Origin of the sequence: Sphingobacterium sp. UBA5639, from assembly GCF_002421245.1 — a bacterium.
Classification (GTDB): Bacteria; Bacteroidota; Bacteroidia; order Sphingobacteriales; family Sphingobacteriaceae; genus Sphingobacterium; species Sphingobacterium multivorum.
Map to the genome: position 1 here is coordinate 116,185 of NZ_DIJR01000037.1, position 18,916 is coordinate 135,100.

Annotated in this window: 13 protein-coding genes; 6 read left to right on the top strand and 7 right to left on the bottom strand. The window is 40.8% G+C overall.

Features of this window, described 5'->3' with window-relative positions; genetic code table 11:
• Positions 1-126: 126 nt before the first annotated feature.
• From B4Z90_RS24045 to B4Z90_RS24060, 4 genes are all read left to right on the top strand, one after another.
• Positions 127-2,277: a carboxy terminal-processing peptidase gene (locus B4Z90_RS24045; RefSeq protein ID WP_286803545.1), complete on the top strand. Its 2,151-nt coding sequence runs from the start codon at positions 127-129 to the stop codon at positions 2,275-2,277.
• Between the two features lie 255 nt (positions 2,278-2,532).
• On the top strand, positions 2,533-3,363 hold the full coding sequence (locus B4Z90_RS24050; RefSeq protein WP_286803547.1) for a universal stress protein: 831 nt from the start codon (positions 2,533-2,535) through the stop codon (positions 3,361-3,363).
• Between the two features lie 117 nt (positions 3,364-3,480).
• Positions 3,481-4,011: a hypothetical protein gene (locus B4Z90_RS24055; protein WP_286803548.1), complete on the top strand. Its 531-nt coding sequence runs from the start codon at positions 3,481-3,483 to the stop codon at positions 4,009-4,011.
• Entirely contained in the window at positions 3,995-4,684 is a 690-nt protein-coding gene (locus tag B4Z90_RS24060; protein WP_286803549.1) for a nucleotidyl transferase AbiEii/AbiGii toxin family protein, read from the top strand. The genes B4Z90_RS24055 and B4Z90_RS24060 overlap by 17 nt, the downstream gene beginning before the upstream one ends.
• A 109-nt stretch (positions 4,685-4,793) precedes the next feature.
• Here B4Z90_RS24060 and B4Z90_RS24065 read toward each other — a convergent pair whose 3' ends face one another.
• The gene (locus B4Z90_RS24065) at positions 4,794-5,201 is read right to left on the bottom strand and encodes a DoxX family protein (protein WP_286803550.1); all 408 of its coding nucleotides are present in this window, start codon (positions 5,199-5,201) and stop codon (positions 4,794-4,796) included.
• Positions 5,202-5,440: 239 nt separating this feature from the next.
• Between B4Z90_RS24065 and B4Z90_RS24070 the strand changes: the two genes are divergently transcribed.
• Positions 5,441-6,271, top strand: a complete 831-nt coding sequence (locus B4Z90_RS24070; protein WP_286803551.1) for a universal stress protein — start codon at positions 5,441-5,443, stop codon at positions 6,269-6,271.
• Positions 6,272-6,324: 53 nt separating this feature from the next.
• On the opposite strand, the gene B4Z90_RS24075 is transcribed toward B4Z90_RS24070, so the two are convergent.
• Positions 6,325-7,227, bottom strand: coding sequence for a S66 peptidase family protein (locus B4Z90_RS24075; RefSeq protein WP_286803552.1), 903 nt, complete (start codon positions 7,225-7,227; stop codon positions 6,325-6,327).
• 409 nt (positions 7,228-7,636) lie between these two features.
• Between B4Z90_RS24075 and metG the strand changes: the two genes are divergently transcribed.
• Positions 7,637-9,706 carry a methionine--tRNA ligase gene (metG, locus tag B4Z90_RS24080; RefSeq protein WP_286803554.1) on the top strand — a complete coding sequence of 690 codons (2,070 nt, stop codon included), beginning with the start codon at positions 7,637-7,639 and terminating at the stop codon, positions 9,704-9,706.
• Positions 9,707-9,788: 82 nt separating this feature from the next.
• Here metG and B4Z90_RS24085 read toward each other — a convergent pair whose 3' ends face one another.
• The 5 genes from B4Z90_RS24085 to uvrA all read right to left on the bottom strand — a co-directional run bounded on the left by B4Z90_RS24085 (position 9,789) and on the right by uvrA (position 18,811).
• The gene (locus B4Z90_RS24085) at positions 9,789-10,583 is read right to left on the bottom strand and encodes a GLPGLI family protein (protein ID WP_286803556.1); all 795 of its coding nucleotides are present in this window, start codon (positions 10,581-10,583) and stop codon (positions 9,789-9,791) included.
• Positions 10,584-10,689: 106 nt separating this feature from the next.
• The gene (locus tag B4Z90_RS24090; protein ID WP_286709934.1) at positions 10,690-13,476 is read right to left on the bottom strand and encodes an outer membrane beta-barrel protein; all 2,787 of its coding nucleotides are present in this window, start codon (positions 13,474-13,476) and stop codon (positions 10,690-10,692) included.
• Between the two features lie 217 nt (positions 13,477-13,693).
• The gene (locus B4Z90_RS24095) at positions 13,694-14,134 is read right to left on the bottom strand and encodes an RrF2 family transcriptional regulator (protein ID WP_046673766.1); all 441 of its coding nucleotides are present in this window, start codon (positions 14,132-14,134) and stop codon (positions 13,694-13,696) included.
• A gap of 91 nt (positions 14,135-14,225) precedes the next feature.
• The gene (gene pafA, locus B4Z90_RS24100; protein WP_286803557.1) at positions 14,226-15,869 is read right to left on the bottom strand and encodes an alkaline phosphatase PafA; all 1,644 of its coding nucleotides are present in this window, start codon (positions 15,867-15,869) and stop codon (positions 14,226-14,228) included.
• Between the two features lie 140 nt (positions 15,870-16,009).
• Entirely contained in the window at positions 16,010-18,811 is a 2,802-nt protein-coding gene (uvrA, locus tag B4Z90_RS24105; protein ID WP_286803558.1) for an excinuclease ABC subunit UvrA, read from the bottom strand.
• Positions 18,812-18,916: the final 105 nt, after the last annotated feature.

The window sequence follows — 18,916 nt, forward strand, 5'->3', positions numbered from 1 at the left end:
GATTTTAAGCTTTTTGTAAATATTAAAGGATAAATCAAATAAATTTTTAGATTCTGCGGTAATGTGCTATGAATTTCACTAAATTTAGCACGCTTATCAATAAGAGCTGAATATTTTTTAAAAAGAATGATTATTAAAACCGTCGAAAATATGTTTAGGAAACTCATATTTGCACTTTTTGTTGTATCCATTGTTTCTTGTGGTTCAAAACCACGGGTAGCGTTGCCTGAAGATGGGGGACTTAAACCAAGTACACAACATCAGATCATCGCGAAGGAAGTCTCTGGTTTATTGGAAAATGTGAGCTACAAAAAGGTCAAAATGAATGATTCGATATCGGGTATCATATACGATAATCTAATCAAAAGTCTGGATCAGGGAAAAAATTACTTGCTTCAATCGGATATTGATGCATTTCAAGCGTACAGAAGCAATCTTGCACAGGATATCAAAAATGGAGATCTTTCTGCGGCATTCCATATTTTTAATGTCTATTCGAAGAGATACCTGGACAGAATGCAATATGCGCTTTCAGAAATCGATAAGAAACAGGATTATACCAAGGACGAGTATTACCAACCTAACCGTGAAAAACTAGGCTGGTTCAAAACCGCAAACGAGGCCAACGACCAATGGCGCAAACGCGTAAAATACGATCTGCTCAACTTGGAAACCGCGAGTGGCAAGTCTACCGACAGTGCGAAGACCAAACAGGTGGAAACACTAAAGAAACGCTATGTCAATTTGATCTCACAGGCCAAGAAAACAAATGCAAACGATGCCTTTCAGGTGGTCATGCAAGCATTGACAGATGCTGTTGACCCGCATACCTCTTATTTTAATCCATCCTTTGCACAGGCATTCAATGAAGGAATGGCCAATACGTTTGAAGGAATTGGCGCTCGGCTCATGATAGACAATGAAGCCATAAGTATCAATGAAATTATCCCGGGTGGACCAATATTCAAAGACAAAAGCATTCATGTCAACGACAAAATCATTGCGGTAGCCCAAGGAAAAGATGGTGAATTTGAAGATATTATTGGCTGGAGACTTGATGCTGCTGTAGCAAAAATCAAAGGGCCAAAAGGAACAATTGTTCGTCTTAAAATTATACCTGCTGGTCAGCCCATGAACTCTCATCCACGCATCGTCTCCTTAGTAAGGGAGAAAATCGTCGTTGAAGAAGAGTCTGCGAAGAAAGAGATCATGAACGTGAAAGGTGCAGACGGAAAAATGTATAAGGTAGGTATCATCAACATTCCTAAATTCTACATGGATTTTGACGCTTACAGAAGGCGCGATCCAAACTATAAGAGCACAACAAGGGACGTTAGGTTAATTTTAGATACCTTGAAACAAGAAAAAGTTGATGCCGTGGTCATCGATCTACGCTTTAATGGTGGTGGATCCTTACCAGAAGCTATTGATTTAACAGGTTTATTTATCGATAAAGGTCCAGTTGTACAAGTAAGGGATACAAAGGATAACATCGATGTCGAAGAAGATAAAAACGCGGGCGTATCCTGGGATGGTCCATTAGGCATCATGATCAACCGTTTCTCGGCTTCGGCTTCTGAAATCTTTGCCGGTGCTATCCAAGATTATGGCAGAGGTATCATTTTAGGCTCTCAAAGTTATGGTAAAGGAACCGTGCAATCGGCAATTGATATGTCACGTGTTATCAGTCCGACCAGCCGCCTGTTGTTAAAAGCGTCAGGAGAAAAAGATCCGGATACCCCAGAAGGTGCACCGCAATATGGACAGATCAACATCACATTGGGTAAATTCTACCGTGTAAATGGCAGCAGCACGCAACATAAAGGTGTTACACCTGATATCGTATTCCCGTCTCAATTCTCTGCAGAGAAATTTGGCGAGAGCTCCGAAAAATCAGCACTTCCTTGGGATCAAATCAAATCGAGCAACTTCAAGAAAGTAGCAGATTTAAGTGCTGTTGACAAAAAATTAGAAACACTGCATGAGGCACGCATTAAAAACTCGCTTGAATATAAATATCTGAAAGAGGATATCGAAGAAGCTCAAAAAGATGAGGATGTGAAAATTTCATTGGAGCTAAACAAATTCAAGAAAGAGAAAGATGACAACCTCAAGAAAAATAGAGACCGCATCAACGCTTTATTGAAATTGCAGGGCAAACCGGCTTGGGAAGAAGGAAAATCCCAACCTAAAATTGACCTGGACTTTGTGAAAGATGAAAGTGCCAAAGTGATGACCGACTATATCATCAACTTTGGAACAAAAAAACCATTGTAATTTCAACGTTTCAAAAGCTAGAAAATGAAAGGCAACCGTAACTGCGGTTGCCTTTTTTTATGACCCTCATCACAATAGGGAGAGTTTAACATTAAATTCACGTTTTCTTTGTAACTTATCGCTACATTCATTGTTTTAGTAATATACCGGTACTGCTTAAAGTCCCAATGATTCCCATAGCTCATACGCTAAAGATTTTGCAGGACAGGATGCACCAACCAGGTTATAGAAGTTAAACGTATAAAAAAGAACATCATGAAACGTATCCTCCTGTTAACTGACTTTTCAGAAAATGCTCTTCTGGCAGCACAACAAGTAGCCCTATGTACAGAAGCCTGGAAAACGCAAAAGGTTATTATCTACCATACGTACAACAGTGTTACCATTGTCAATAACGAACCTATAGTCATTGTTAATGATGAGGTAAAAGAGGCCAAAGAGAAAGAACTGACAGCATGGTTTGACCAAATTAGATTATTGTTCCCCCCACAAGTGGAACTTACACATCAGATGGAAGATGTTGATCTGCCATTGGGAGTCAACGACATGTGTAAATCGCACGACATTGACCTTGTCGCATTGGGTATCACCGGACAAACAGGTTTTGCTAAGATCTTGGTCGGAAGTAATGCTATTACACTGATGGACATCTGCATTAAGCCCATGCTTATCGTTTCCCATAAGGTAAATCCTGCCGTCCCCAAAAATGTGTTGGCTACAACCGATCTGAAGGAGGTAGACAGAAAGCTGGATTTATTCAATTTAGATCAGGTGTTAGATACGTTCAATGAACAATTGTATGTGTTGAATGTTGCTAAAAAAGAAGGTTCAGCCGCAGATTTGGCACAGGAATTAAAGCACCTCCATGAACGCCTAGACAAATATCATCCGATTTACGACTACATCAGCCATGACGATATTGCACTAGGTATTGAAGAATATGCCAAAGAGAAACATATTGATCTCATACTTTCATTCCATAAAAAGCAAGGACTATTAGCTAGCCTATTCAAAACAAGCATTTCTAAAAAAATAGCCTGGAATGGCTCGGCCAACTTGTTGGTCATCCCAATGGACAGGTCATAGGTAGAAAAATAGTAAAGCCGCAATCTTATAAATTTGTAATTTGCGATTCGCGAATCACAAATTAATTTATTACTTTTGTTATAACAATATTATAACAAAAGTAATGACTTCGTAATTATGAGACGGAAACACAATGGGATGAGACCCCAAGATTTGGTGATTCTCCTTAAAGTAATAATATTAGGCGATACTTTTTGGCATGCAAAGGATCTTGCGCAAAGTTTATATATCAGCCCGTCGGAGATATCAGAATCTCTTGAAAGAAGCCATTATGCCGGATTGATAGGTCATGATAAGCGTCGTGTCAATAAACTAAATCTTATGGACTTTCTTATTCATGGAATGCGGTATGTATTTCCGGCTCAGCCCGGCATACTAACGAGAGGAATACCTACAGCCCATTCCCATCCATATATGCAGACACTGATCCATAGCAGCCAACCATATGTTTGGCCTTCGTCGGATGGCAAAGAAATGGGACAGGCTATTGAACCCTTCTATCCAAATCAAATCAAAGCCGCAATGTCGGATCAACATTTATATAAGTTACTGGCTTTACTTGATGTTATACGAGTTGGCAGGGTAAGAGAGATAAATTTTGCGGAAAATGATTTAAAGAAAGCAATAGAACATGTCGGAGCATACTAACATAGTCCGTATACGGGCGGTAGCAAATGCCCTTAAGGAACTGAGGGAACAGGTCGTATTTGTAGGAGGCGCAACCGTTTCATTATACGCTGACCGAGAGGTCCAAGAGATCCGCCCGACGGATGACATAGATGTAATTATAGAAATCCTTAACTATAAACAACGGCAGGAACTAGAAGATAAATTAAGAGAAATCGGCTTTACAAATGATGTAGAATCCGGCATTATATGCCGATTTAAAATTGAAGGTATTATCGTAGATGTCATGCCAACCAACGATCCTTCAATTGGCTTCAATAATATTTGGTATCCGGGAGGGTTCGAGCACGCCCAAAATCTAGCGATATCGGCAGGCGAAAATATCAGGATATTGTCCGCCCCATATTTTATTGCTACTAAGCTCGAAGCATTTAAGAGCCGTGGTGGTGGTGATGGAAGAATTAGCCATGATTTTGAAGATATCGTGTTTGTTTTGGAAAATAGGGGAACATTATGGGATGAATTGAAGAATTGCGATGATGAGGTAAGAAGGTATATCAAAGATGAATTTCAAGCGTTGATGAGAAATCCTTATATTCATGAATGGATCGATTCACACGTAGAAAGGGGAGGAATAGAGCCTGCGACAGATGCAATTATTGAACATATCCAAACGTGGATTTCAGGTCAATAAGAAATAGGTATTTAGGCAGCATAAAGATATTAGAAAACAGTCCCTGCCTTTTGAGGCAGGGATTTATCATATAGTTCTTCCTCCGAGATGTCTCTTACCGGGAAGTCTCCTATTTCTTGTCAACGGATTGTTTACCCGGCCCAACAAGGATAAGTCCTAAAAACACAAAGCAAAGCTCAATCGCATGTGATGCACCAGAGATACCATCTCCTTTAGAAAGATGCATTAATCCAGCAATGACCATTGTGAATGCAAGCAATAATGCTGCTGGTCGGAAAAAGAGCCCTAACAGTAAAAATAGGCCTCCAACAGTTTCGGTCGCAGCTGCCATAAATCCCCAAAAAGTAGGCATAAAATGGATACCGATATTACCCATTGATTTTCCGACGCCAGCCCAGAGCTCAGGACCGCCCTGTAATTTGGGCAGACCGTGCATGATCATCATCACCCCAAGTCCAACACGCAGGACCAAAAGTCCCGTATCCCTATATTTACCCAATGAATTCCAAATTGCCATAAAAAACGTTTAATCTATTAAAACTTGAATTACCGATCTCCCTAAATTAATGAAATTATTTAAATTGAACACCGCACAGCACCCACCACATAAATAAAGCTATTGCATTTATAATACTTAATGTGTAATTTAAAGGCTATAGACCCGATTATAACGCGATGAATCTCAACATATATCCTGTCTAAGAACGTGTAAAACACCTTAGCCAAGGGTTATGGACAAACAAATAACGAATAAGGATGAAAAACCTACTCTTGTTAACAGACTTTTCGGACAATGCTTATGCGGCTGCTCGATATGCCGCACAATTAGCTCCACTTTGGGGCATTGAAAAAGTTGTCCTATACCACACATACGAAGTAATCCCTACCGTAGGTACTGAACCTGTTGTCATCAGCAATTCAGAAATCTTGGAAGAAAAACAAAAGGACCTCAATACCTGGCAACAGGAACTGATGTTGCTTTTTCCTGAGGGCATTGCCTGGAAATCAGTTCTTGAAGAATACGAGCTTAGCTATGGCGTAAACCGTACCTGTGCTGAAGAGGACATTGATCTTGTTATCGTCGGGACTGCAGGTAAAAGCGGCTTAAAGAAACTGCTTCTTGGAAGCAATACCCTCAAGCTGATCGAAAATTGTCACACACCATTACTGGTGGTCCCCACACGAGCAGAATTTCGGGTACCCAAAAAGATGTTGATCGCCACTAATCTCAAAGAAGTAAAGCTAAAATTAAACCGTCTTTTGGTGAATGCTGCAGAAGTATTACGGAAAAGTGAGGTCTATGTCGTCCATGTGACCAAAGAAGATCCTGCAAATAAAGCGGTAAATGCCGAAATAACAACCATGCAGGATTTACTGGCGCCTTATCATCCCATCTATAGTTATATCCTCCATGCAGACATCGCTTCAGGGATTAACCAATACATCAACGAAAATCATATCGACATGATGGTCACCTTCCATCGGGACAAGGGCTTATTAAGCCGAATTTTCAATACGAGTATTGCGCAAAAAATGGCCTGGAAGAGCCAGGCTGCCATGATGGTCATCCCTGTACATTCGGGATAATCAATAAACGGGATAATCAATAAATAAAACAACGAGATTCTGTTCAGCTTCCACTACAAATAGGTTAACTGAACAGAATCAGCTGTAGTCTGCAATTTTACTTTTCGCCCAAATACCAGGGCGTGATTATCATCAATATGCCCGGCAGGATAGCCAAATGCTACCGGAAAATCATATTCTTTAACTATATCCCACACAATTTCCTCCACACGCTGCCCAAAAGCAGGATCATTGTCTTTCATCGCAGAAAAGCCACCTACAATTAGACCATTCAATTTTTTTAATTTCCCCGCGCGTTTCAACGCCCTTAGCATTCTGTCTACGGAGTAATAGGCTTCACCGACATCTTCAATAAATAGAATTTTATTCTTGTAATTGACATCCGAATTAGAAGCAAGTACAGATAGTAAGATTGCTAAATTTCCGCCGACCAATTTTCCTTCGCCTTTACCCGCACGATTGGGGAATAACGTTTGCTCGTAGTCAAAATCCATATTATGGCCAAACAATGCATTTTTTAACGTTTCCAACGATGCTTTTGTGCCCGTTTCAAAAGACTTTGGCATCTGTCCATGTATTGTTGCAATTTTATAGTTCCGTTGAATATGACTATGCAATACGGTAATATCGCTAAAACCCACCAACCATTTGGGATCTTTTTCAAAGCTTGAAAAATCTATCTGATCGACAATACGAACACAACCGTAACCTCCGCGCGCAGCAAAAATCGCTTTAATCGACGGATCATCCAATGCCCACTGCAGATCGGCAGCGCGTAAATTGTCATCTCCGGCAAACTGATGGAACGATGTCCCAACAGTCTTCCCAACCACAACTTCCAGCCCCCAGTTCTCCAATGTTTTTATGCCAACATCAATAGAGCCTCGTATAAAACTCGCAGGACAAACGATAGCTACTTTATCGCCTTCTTTCAGAAAATCAGGTATTTTGGACATCTTTTTTATCGCTAATGATCAAACAAAACCTTCATGGCTTCGAAGACAGCAACAGCTATGCAAGCGAACTGAAGAATCTTTCTGGCCAATAACATCAAACACTTTCAAAAAAAAGGGCCGCTACATTGCAAAGTCCGATTAGAAATATACTTGACATATGGTGCTTATATGTACAAATAAACGTAAATTTATCTAAGTTTTCTACCGCTATGTTGAATAATATTTCTACGATAACAAGCTGTTAAATGGAAGCGCATTTTAATCAAGTTGAAATAATCGTAGAAATAAGTCAAAACAAGAATTCAAGAATAAATTGTTCGATATGACACGCATTTATATTGCATATAAACAGCAATTTATCTAAGTTTGCCAAAGAAAACAAGTACACACTTTAATATACTTTCAAGCATTGAGTATTCTAGATAAAAAACGTTATACCATCACATCGGCATTACCTTATGCCAATGGTCCTTTACATATTGGACACCTTGCCGGAGCTTATATCCCAGGGGATATCTTTGTCCGCTATTTGCGTCTGAATCAAAAAGATGTAGTCTATGTATGTGGTTCAGATGAGCATGGTGCGGCGATTACCATCCGTGCAAAAAAAGAGGGCATCACCCCGCAACAAATCATTGACAAATACAATAAACAAATCAAAGAAAGCTTTGAGGAATTTGGTATCTCTTTCGATATCTATCACCGTACGTCGGAGCCCATACATCACCAGTTATCGCAGGATTTCTTCTTGAACCTTTACAACAAAGGCGAATTTGTGGAGAAATTTTCCGAGCAGTACTACGATGAGGAATACCATCAGTTTTTGGCCGACCGTTACATTACGGGAACTTGTCCAAATTGTAAGTCTGAAGGCGCCTATGGTGACCAATGTGAAAAATGTGGGACATCACTTAGCCCAACAGATTTGATCAACCCGATTTCAACATTGAGCGGAAAAACGCCAGTTTTGAAAGAAACGAAACATTGGTATCTACCTTTGGATAAATACCAGCCTTGGCTTGAAAAATGGCTGATCGAAGGAAAGAAAAATATCCTGAAGTCCAACGTTTTTGGCCAATGTCAATCTTGGCTTAAATCCGGTTTACAGCCGCGTTCAATGACAAGAGATCTGGATTGGGGCGTCGATGTACCTTTGGCTGAAGCAGCGGGTAAAAAACTATATGTTTGGTTAGATGCACCTATCGGTTATATCTCAGCAACAAAACAGTGGGCTTTAGACCATGGTAAAAACTGGGAAGACTATTGGAAAACCCATGAAAACCCAGCAGACGATTCTACGCTGATCCATTTTATTGGAAAAGATAATATTGTTTTCCACTGTATTATTTTCCCAGCGATTCTTCATGCACACGGCGACTATATTTTACCAGAAAATATTCCAGCCAACGAATTCCTTAACCTGGAGGGCGATAAGCTGTCCACGTCCAGAAACCATGCGGTTTGGTTACATGAATACCTACAGGAATTTCCTGATAAGCAGGATGAATTGCGTTATGTATTGACAGCCATATTACCGGAAACTTCGGATGCCGAGTTTACCTGGAAAGATTTCCAAGCTAGGATCAACAATGAGCTCGTTGCTATTTTTGGAAACTTTGTCAACCGTGTCTTGGTACTTTCCCACAAATATTTTGATGGCAAGGTATTGAACGGCTCGCCACTAACAGCTGTAGATCAAGCGGTACTGAATGAACTAAAATCATACCCTACTTCTATCAAATCGTCTTTGGAGCAATTCCGCTTCCGTGAGGCATTGGCAGAATTTATGAATGTAGCTCGTCTGGGCAATAAATACCTTGCCGATGAGGAGCCATGGAAAATCATTAAAACAGATGAGGAACGTGTCAAAACAATCCTAAATGTAGCGGCACAGATCGTTGCCAATCTTGCCGTTCTTGCACAGCCCTTTTTACCGAAAACAGCGATCAAACTATTTGAAATGCTTAATTTTCCACAAGGGAACTGGAACGACGCAGGTTCAGATGCTTTGATCCAAGCTGGACACCAATTGGGTGAAGTGCAATTGTTATTCGACAAAATAACCGATGAACAAGTCGACTTCCAACTAAACAAACTTGCTGAAGCAAAAGCAAAAAATCTAGCTGATAATGCAAAAGTTGCTCCTGCGAAAGAAAACATTAGCTTCGATGATTTTGTTAAAATGGATATCCGCGTTGGAACTATTGCAGCCGCTGAAAAAGTTGCCAAAACCAAGAAATTGTTAAAACTGACGATAGACACCGGATTAGATACACGCACAGTCGTTTCGGGTATCGCAGAATTCTTCAGTCCTGAGGAGATCGTAGGCCGCCAGGTATCCATCTTAGTCAATCTTGAGCCTCGTGAAATAAAAGGAATTATGTCACAAGGAATGATCCTTATGGCAGAAGACGCTGATGGTCGATTGGATTTTGTCAAACCAGATACAGCAATTAAAGTCGGAAGTACGGTACGTTAATATTAAGAGCTTACCTCCATTTATACAAAAAGCCTGTTCGTTTGAACAGGCTTTTTTATTAGCTAGATAGCATCATTATCCCCTAAAAGAGTATACTCTGCAACCGCTTCTTAAACGCCTTCTCATCCATATAATCATAGACGGTATCTTTCAGTTTTTTTATGATCTCTGTCCTGGATTCCGCAACAACTTTTTTCTTTTTGGTCAGCACATTGGAAAATGCGGTATTGATAATCTCCACCTTTGTGGCAAACATATTTACATTCATACTTGGGATGGATATCCCCATCACTAAGCCCGGGAGTCCGTGTATAAGTTCAGGACCACCGGAGATGGGTATTTGCCCCGCAAAAAACGCAACCACATAGACCGAATCTTGAATAATTCCATTGGCTCTTCTGCAGTCATATCCTGCAATATTTCGGTATTCATCGGTATACTTCCATTTTACAGTAGGCAATGAATCTTTAAGCAAGAGCTGATCATCTCCAAAGGGGAGCAATTTTAAGAATTCCTGATTCTGAAAATTAATGTACGTTTTTGAATCCGGAAGAATAGAATTATAGTGAGTCACATTACGATAATTTGCGGGATAATCTTCCTGCACCGTTTCAAACAGGGTTTCATTATCGTAAAATTTCAGAATATGGTGGGTTACTACCTCTGCAGGCCCATTCTTCACCGCATTGTCGACCATCAGCTTATCCCAGGTATCTAGATCGGGTTTGCTGAGATAATTACGTTTTAAGAAATTCTGCACATGAAACTTCCGTTCATAAGTCACCGTTCCGCTGCTCGGAAAATACGCGTGTTGTGCACGAGCTACTCCTGAGCTCAGCAATAATACCCAGACCATCAACTTGAAATACTTACTCATTTGGCATCTCCTTTCATCTGTAAATAATTTAATTTTTCCATCGGCCAGATGGAGCTTACCATGATTAAATTCATGGAAATCATTGAAAACAAAATCGTTAATTTAATCATGGACGGTTCATTGTTGTAAAATTGTAGATTACTTTTAGCATTCCATAACGACGCAGTACATCGTTGCTGGTCTGTATAAATGAAGTTCCATTTTGATAACGGTACACCCCATTATTTTTGTTTAAAATATCGTTGACAAATACCTGTACTTCCAAAGACTTATCTTTCAATAATTTTTTGGAAACATATCCATTCATATTAATGATATTAATGGATTGCAATGTTTTCGTCGCAGCCTGATAATTCTGGTTTGTCGACAGGGAAATCTTGAAGTCTTTTGGTAAATAATACGTAATCTCCGAGAACGTCCTAAATTTAAAAGTCGTGCGATTTAACTCAGGTTGCAAATAGGAATTCATCTGCTCCACACCAGGGCTCATGGAGATGTAAAAATCCATTTTATTTGCCTTGTACCGACTGAAGCCAAGGCTCGGCGCCACACTCCATGTTTGATTTCTATTGAGCTCAGGATCTTCGTTGTAAGTAGATAAATAGCTAAACTGGCTGTTATACTGCGCGTTCATACCCAAGTTCATTTTTAATCCCCATTTTTTCTTCAATACAAAACTGTATCCTCCACCGCCATACATACGCCAATTGTCTTTATCAATATTCACGTAGGAAATTTGCTGCGTACCTTTATCTAGATCATAGCGTACGCTATTGTTGATACTTTTCTTTCCTTGATCTGCACTGACATAAAAATAAATACTCTGGTCCTTTAACTGCTTGTAGTTGTTGAAATTAATTGAATAGGAGTTGTTAAAGCCCGCTTCCAGATCTGGATTGTCCAAATACTCGACGAGTGGCTGGGCATTTTGTTTCAACGGCTCTATTTGCGTCAACGATGGCTGGCTCGTGCGGCCGCTGTATCGGAAGCTCACATTTTTGCTTTTCGAGATTTTGTAGTTGACGGAAAGGACTGGAGCAACAGAAGTCTGGTTCCGCTGTAGTATTGTATTCAGGTTGTTATAGGTTCTCTTGACCTGCTCAAAATCAACCCTATTGCTCAAATTTACAGTTAATGTGTTGGACTTGTAGTTCAAGGAGGCGTTGACACCATTTTTTAAACTGTTAAAATCAAAATCGTTTAGCAGGTCTTGGTCCAATACCGTATATTTTCCTGTAACCGGATCTCTATCAAATGACTGATTGAGTGTTTCCGATTTATTTTGATTGAATGCATAACCTATTGCAGCAGTCAACCTTTTAGACAAAGGCTCCGAATAGGTTACTGAAGCACCATACGTATTGTTGGCCAACTTATCATTTTTATATTGATCGATCAAGGTTGTATCTCCGGAACTTTGGAAGAAATTTTCCGAAAAATACTGTGTCTTGTTACGATTTTGATCTGTATTCGCATTGACATTGAAAGTAATGGAGCGGCGGTCCTTTTTAAAACGACGTGTAAGCATCGCATTTACATTAAACTTATCCTGATCGTTATTTAAATCTGTCTTGGACGAAGTCCGTGTAATCAATGTGCCATCCAATTTACGCTGGTCTGCTTCGGAATTGGATAAATTGTCGCGGCTAGATTTGGTAAAGCCCATAGTGACAGTCAAGTCTGCGAGCGAATCAAGCTTATAGTCATACCTTAAATTCGCGATATTGGCCTGTGTTTCGGTTTCAGATGCTGTCACATTATTATCGACCTGCGCACGTTCAGGAAGATTGTTCTGCGCATTATAGGTACTTGTATTATTGACATTGATCTGATTCCGTTTGAAGTTGACATTGATCTTATGCTTATCATCTTTGGATTTGTCGGAATAACTTGCGCCCATGTTCACGGCCTTAGGCACGCCACCACCATAGTAATTACCATCCCATCCACCGTCGGAGCCATCACCACTAGAAGAAATCATGATGCCGCCGCCGTCCATCATCTGTACATTGCTGCTTCCGCCCACACCATATTTTTGGCTATCTTCAAATCCTAATCCGACCATTCCATCATTGGCGAGAATGCCATAAGCAGCAATTTTCTGCGATCCCTTAAACTTATTGAGCATGACTTTTCCGCCATAATATTTATCTGTACCAGCTCCCGCAACAGCTTGGCCGAACATTCCTTTTTTCTTATCTTCTTTGAGCTTAATATCAATTGTCTGCGTTCGTTCGCCATCATCTACTCCGGTACGTACAGCAAGATCTGATTTCTTCTCATACACTTGTACCTTGCTAACCATATCTGACCGAATATTCTTGGTAATCAGCGTTGGATCATCACCAAAAAACTCTTCCCCATCAAGCAATACCTTTTTTACTTCCTTGCCCTGAGCAATGATCTTGCCTGATCCATCCATCGTAATACCCGGCAAGACCTTCAATAGGTCTTCCACTTTGGCATCTTTCTCTACTTTAAAACTACCGGCATCGTATTCGATGGTGTCGCCTTTAATAACCACAGGAATTTTGCCATTCACCTGCACCTCCTCCAATAGTAGCGCTGCTTTGGATAGCTTTACAATACCAATATCTAGATCTTCGGCGGCCACATGGATATCTTTTACCAAGTCAGCATACTGCGGATAGGAAACCACCATTTTATAGGTACCTGTGTCGAGATTCGCAATTTGGAATGTTCCATTTTCTTTCGTCCGACCGAATTTAACCAAAATCGAATCTTTGGGACTGAGCAGCGCGATTGAAGCTTGATGTAGTTTTGCAAGATCTTTGATATCTGCCACCGATCCCACAAGTTTATGTTGTGCATAGGACTTGGAACTCAGGACTGAAAATAAAAGAAACAAAACTAGGGAATAGGTTAGTTTCATAAATTTCGTTTATATATTGTCGAGGTAAATATATAAATGTTGCTACGGAAAATTCGTAAAATAATGTTAAATAATTATGTAATTAAAAAATGAAACTTACCTCGGTCAAATAAAACACGATAATTCACGCTATACCAATAACTTTACCGCATAAAAAAAGAGGCGTAACTTATTTGTTACGCCTCCAATCTAAATAGAAAAATATATTTTATTTCCTTTAATCTACATTTAGGTTCAATTCTTTTTCCTTATTGATTAAATGGGCAATACTTGTATCATTTAAAATCTGCAACATGGCATTTCTCACCTCTACAAAAGTATCGCGTATGCCACAGGCATGCTCTTGTGTACACTCTTCGCAGGAGCGGTAGAAGTTCAAGCTCACGCATGGCAGCAAGGCTATGGGGCCATCAATCAGGCGCATCACCTGCGATAGAAAAACATCTTCGGGAGCCTTATTGAGGCTATAACCACCTCCAGCACCTTTTTTGCTATACAGAATTCCGGCATTTCGCATTTCAAGTAGAATTTGTTCCAAGAATTTTTTTGGAATATTCTCCTCCTGCGCAATCTTCACGATTTGCATCGGCTCATTACCGTAATTACGACCAAGCACCATCAGTGCCTTTATTGCATATTTTGTCTTTTTGGACAGCATAATTTGTTAACCCCCTGTTGAATTGCAAATTTACGTTTTTTATTCAATAGAATAAAACCTTCATGATTTCACGCATGCAGCAACAGTCTCCTTATTGCCCCAATACCGCCGTGATCGGTTTTCCGATGCTACCATTGGGCTCAGTGATGTGGAGTAGTGAAGAAATTGTCGGTGCAATATCCACAATATGTACCTCCGTATTAGATACACCCGGTTTAATTCCCCAACCCATAAATACCAAAGGAATATGGGAATCATAGCCAGACCAGGTACCATGTGTTGTCCCGGTCGAGCGCGGCGTGCCGTCATACCATTGTGGCTCACAAACGATCTGAATAGCACCACTACGTTTAAAGTTGTAACCGTTGATCATTTTTTCGCGAATAGGCGCCGGGATCATCAGACTTTCCCCTTTTTCCATATCAGCAACATAAGCGACACCTTCTGTATGGCGAAGTTCACGAATGATGGTCTCTTTTATTTTATCACGATCCAAGTTCAAAGAATCAATCAATTGATTATTTAAGTGCACCTGGTAGTTCATCATGCTTTTAACAAGCTTCTCTTGTCCAAATTTCTCTTTAAGGGTTTTGTTAAGTCCTGTGATAATCTGACGGGAATAGAAATAACCACCGTTTCCTTTCATATCCATAAAGAAACGAGAGTTATAAGAAGCGCCATGATCTGCTGTCAGGAAGAACGTGTAGTTACCCTTGCCAACGGTCTTATCGAGGTAGTTGAAGAAATCGGCAAGCTGTTTATCGAGCTGCAGATAGATATCTTCAATCTCCACTGCTGTCAATGAGTAACGGTGTCCAACGTAGTCTGTTGCAGAAAGGCTCACACAAAGGAAGTCGGTATTTTTAGTTGGGTTATTTCCCATCTGCTCATTTTTGATTGCTTCCATAGCCAGATCCAACGTAAACTGATTTCCCATTGGTGTGGTTTTGATCAGCTCATAGCCTTCGTCTTTCATTAGCTTAGAAGTTGCACGCGGCAAAGTCGGTTTTTCTTCACCAGGGTACTTACCTTCGTAGATGTTATCATCTGCAATACTGTTGGCAGCATAGGTGCTGATATCATACATTGGTTTCCAGTCGCCTTTCAGGTATTTTTCAGCCAATTTTTTCTTGTTGAAGTCTACCACCCATTTTGGCAGTTTATCCATATAGAAATTAGAGGTGACCCAATCTCCGGATTTAGCTTCAAACCAATACGCTGCATCGGCAAAATGCCCTGCCGGTAGAATACCACCGCGGTCTTTGATCGCGATACCGATCACTTTGGATTTAAAGTTAGAAGCGAGCTTCAATTGGTCCGTTACGGTCGATGCAAGTAAATTACGTGGAGACTGCTGTCCCTCCTTGGCTGTAGTACCTACACCAACGACATTATCGTCCTGCGTACAGTACATATTTTTACCCGTCTGTTCTTCAATCCAGTCATTGCCCGCAATACCATGTATGGAAGGAACGGATCCTGTATAGACCGAACTGTGTCCAATAGCGGTGTATGTCGGAATATAATTAATCAATGTATTTTCACAGGAGAATCCTTCTTTCAAAAGTCGTTTGAAACCATCATTTCCATATCGATCTGCAAAACGATATAAATAATCCCAACGCATTTGATCCACCATCAGGCCGACAACCAATTTTGGTCTTTCCGGTTGTTGCGCCATGGACGAAAGCGCCGCTATTCCAAGGACGACACTTAAAAAAAATCTTTTAATCATAATCGTATTAAGTATTGAAATATTAGTTTTTTATTTACTGTATAGTATTCTATCAGACCTTAACAAAAGGAACAATAAACGGAACTTATTGGCAGCTCCGTTGTCCTGAGACAGATTACTTCACTTCGCTAAAGTAGGATTTAATCTTTTAAATGTGTCTTTAAAAATTGACCTGTATAAGAATCTTTACAATGAATAAGTTCTTCAGGAAGTCCCGCAAAGACGAGCTTTCCACCTTTATTACCGCCCTCAGGACCAATATCGATGACCCAATCTGCCGATTTGATCATATCCATATTATGCTCGATCACTAATATACTGTTCCCTAAGGCAATCAGTGCATCAAATGATTTCAATAACTTTTTAATATCCTGAAAGTGTAAGCCTGTTGTTGGTTCATCAAAGATAAAAAGTGTCTTCTTGCTATTATTTCCCTTAATGAGGAAGGAGGCCAGTTTAATCCGCTGTGCTTCACCGCCAGACAATGTACTTGACGATTGCCCGAGCTTAACGTAGCCTAGTCCAACGTCCTGTAAAGGCTGCAATTTCGCTAATATTTTAGGCTGGTCTGCAAAGAATACGATCGCTTCATCAACACTCAGCTCGAGAACATCTGCTACCGACTTGTTCTTATAGTGTACATCAAGCACAAACTGTTTAAATCGCTTGCCCCCACAGGCCTCACATGGCAAAACGATATCGGCCATAAATTGCATTTCAATTTTAACTTCACCTTCACCCTGACAGACATCACAACGTCCACCTTCAACATTAAATGAAAATGCCGCAGGTTTCAGTCCAGCAGCTTTGGCTGCTGCCTGGTTGGCATATAAGGCCCTGATTTCATCCCAGGCTTTCACGTAAGTCACCGGGTTGGATCGCGAAGAACGACCGATCGGGTTTTGATCGACCATTTCAACTTGTTCTATCTGGGTAATATCCCCCTCGATCGCATCATAGACCCCAGTCTGTTCACCAGAGTAATTGCCTATCGACTTCTGCAATGCTGGGTAAAGGATACGTTTGACCAAGGAGGTCTTACCTGATCCTGAAACACCTGTCACCACAGTAAACGTATTCAATGGAAATTGTACATCAATCCCTTTGAGGTTATTCTCATGCGCTCCTTTAATGGTCACACTCTTGGACCATGGGCGGCGCTTTTGGGGTACCTCAATCTGGCTTTTACCACTGAGGTATTGCCCCGTAAGGCTCTTTGTATCTTTCAGAATCTGCTGATATGTACCTGCGAAGACCATTTCGCCGCCATTGATCCCGGCTTCCGGTCCGATATCGATCAGGTAATCAGCCGCCTCCATCATCTCCTGCTCATGCTCGACCACCACAACCGTATTACCAACATCGCGCAGGGATTTCAGCACAGAAATCAGACGCTGTGTATCACGTGGATGAAGTCCAATACTTGGCTCGTCCAACACATAAATAGAACCTACGAGTGAACTTCCTAATGAAGTTGCCAGATTGATCCGCTGTGATTCCCCTCCAGAAAGGGTATTCGATAGCCGGTTCAAGGTCAGGTAACTTAATCCAACATCGCACAAAAATTGCAACCTATTATTAATTTCGGCAAGAAGTCTTTTGGCAATGACCAGTTCATTACCCACCAGCGGTAGGGTTTTAAAGAATTCCAAGGCTTCTTCAAGCGGCATCAAAACGATATCGGTGATAGACTTGCCCCCTACTTTCACGTAAGTCGCATCTTTGCGTAAACGGGTACCGCGGCAATCCGGGCAATCTGTTTTCCCGCGGTAGCGCGATAACATCACCCGATATTGAATTTTATAGGTCTGAGCTTCGAGCTCTTCAAAAAATTGAGTAAGACCTGCGAAATATTTATTTCCCGTCCACAGCAGCTCTTTCTGCGCCGCAGTCAGGTCCATATAGGCACGATGTATTGGGAAATCAAATTTCAGTGAACTTTTAACAAGCACTTGTAACCACTCGCCCATTTTCTCCCCTCGCCAAGGTGCAATTGCGCCATCGTAGACCGAGCGGCTTTTGTCTGGAATAACAAGATCAGGGTCAATACCAATGATCTTTCCATAACCTTCACATCGACGACAGGCACCATACGGATTATTAAAACTGAAGAAATTTGGTGTAGGTTCTTCAAATGTTATTCCATCAAGTTCAAATTTATGGGAGAAATGATGTCTTTGACCATTTTCTTCCATATAGAGCTCACCCTTACCCTCGAAAAAACCTGTTTGGACAGAGTCAGAAAGTCGATTGACTGTATCATCGTCCTGTTCAATGCGAACCCGGTCGACGACAATAAGCACTTCACCATCCTGAAGGTCTTTATTGGCGATGGCCTTATCATCGATAATAGTTTCGATTTTCTGCATACTATCCCCAAAGACGACACGCACAAAACCTTTCTGTAACAGGAGCGACAGTTCTTCCTTAAGTTTACGTCCATGAGCAGGAATAAGTGGCGCGAGAAGTGTCACCGTTGTCCCCTCTTCTAAATTCAACGCAAAATCCACCACTGAACTCACACTGTCTTTGGTCACCTCGCGGCCTGATACAGGAGAAATTGTCTTGCCGATCCGGGCATACAACAATTTCAGATAATCATAGATCTCGGTGGATGTTCCTACCGTCGAACGGGGGTTGGACGTAATGACACGTTGCTCAATGGCAATTGCGGGAGCGATACCTTTGATGTAATCCACCTCCGGTTTATTCATCCGTCCCATAAATTGTCTTGCGTACGAAGAGAGACTTTCGACATAACGTCGCTGTCCTTCGGCATAGAGCGTATCAAAAGCTAAGGATGATTTTCCTGAGCCCGACATTCCAGTGATAACAACTAATTTATTTTTAGGGATATCAACGTCGATATTCTTTAAGTTATTAACTCTTGCGCCCTTTATCTGAATATATTCTTTTGGAGTGTGCTCCACCTGTTTACTCATAATAATCCTTATCTCACACAAAGTTACGTATTCTTGGCTGATTATATTCCTGCGAATTGAAAAGCTATTCGGTTTTCTGCCGGATGATACTTACTGTACCGGGGA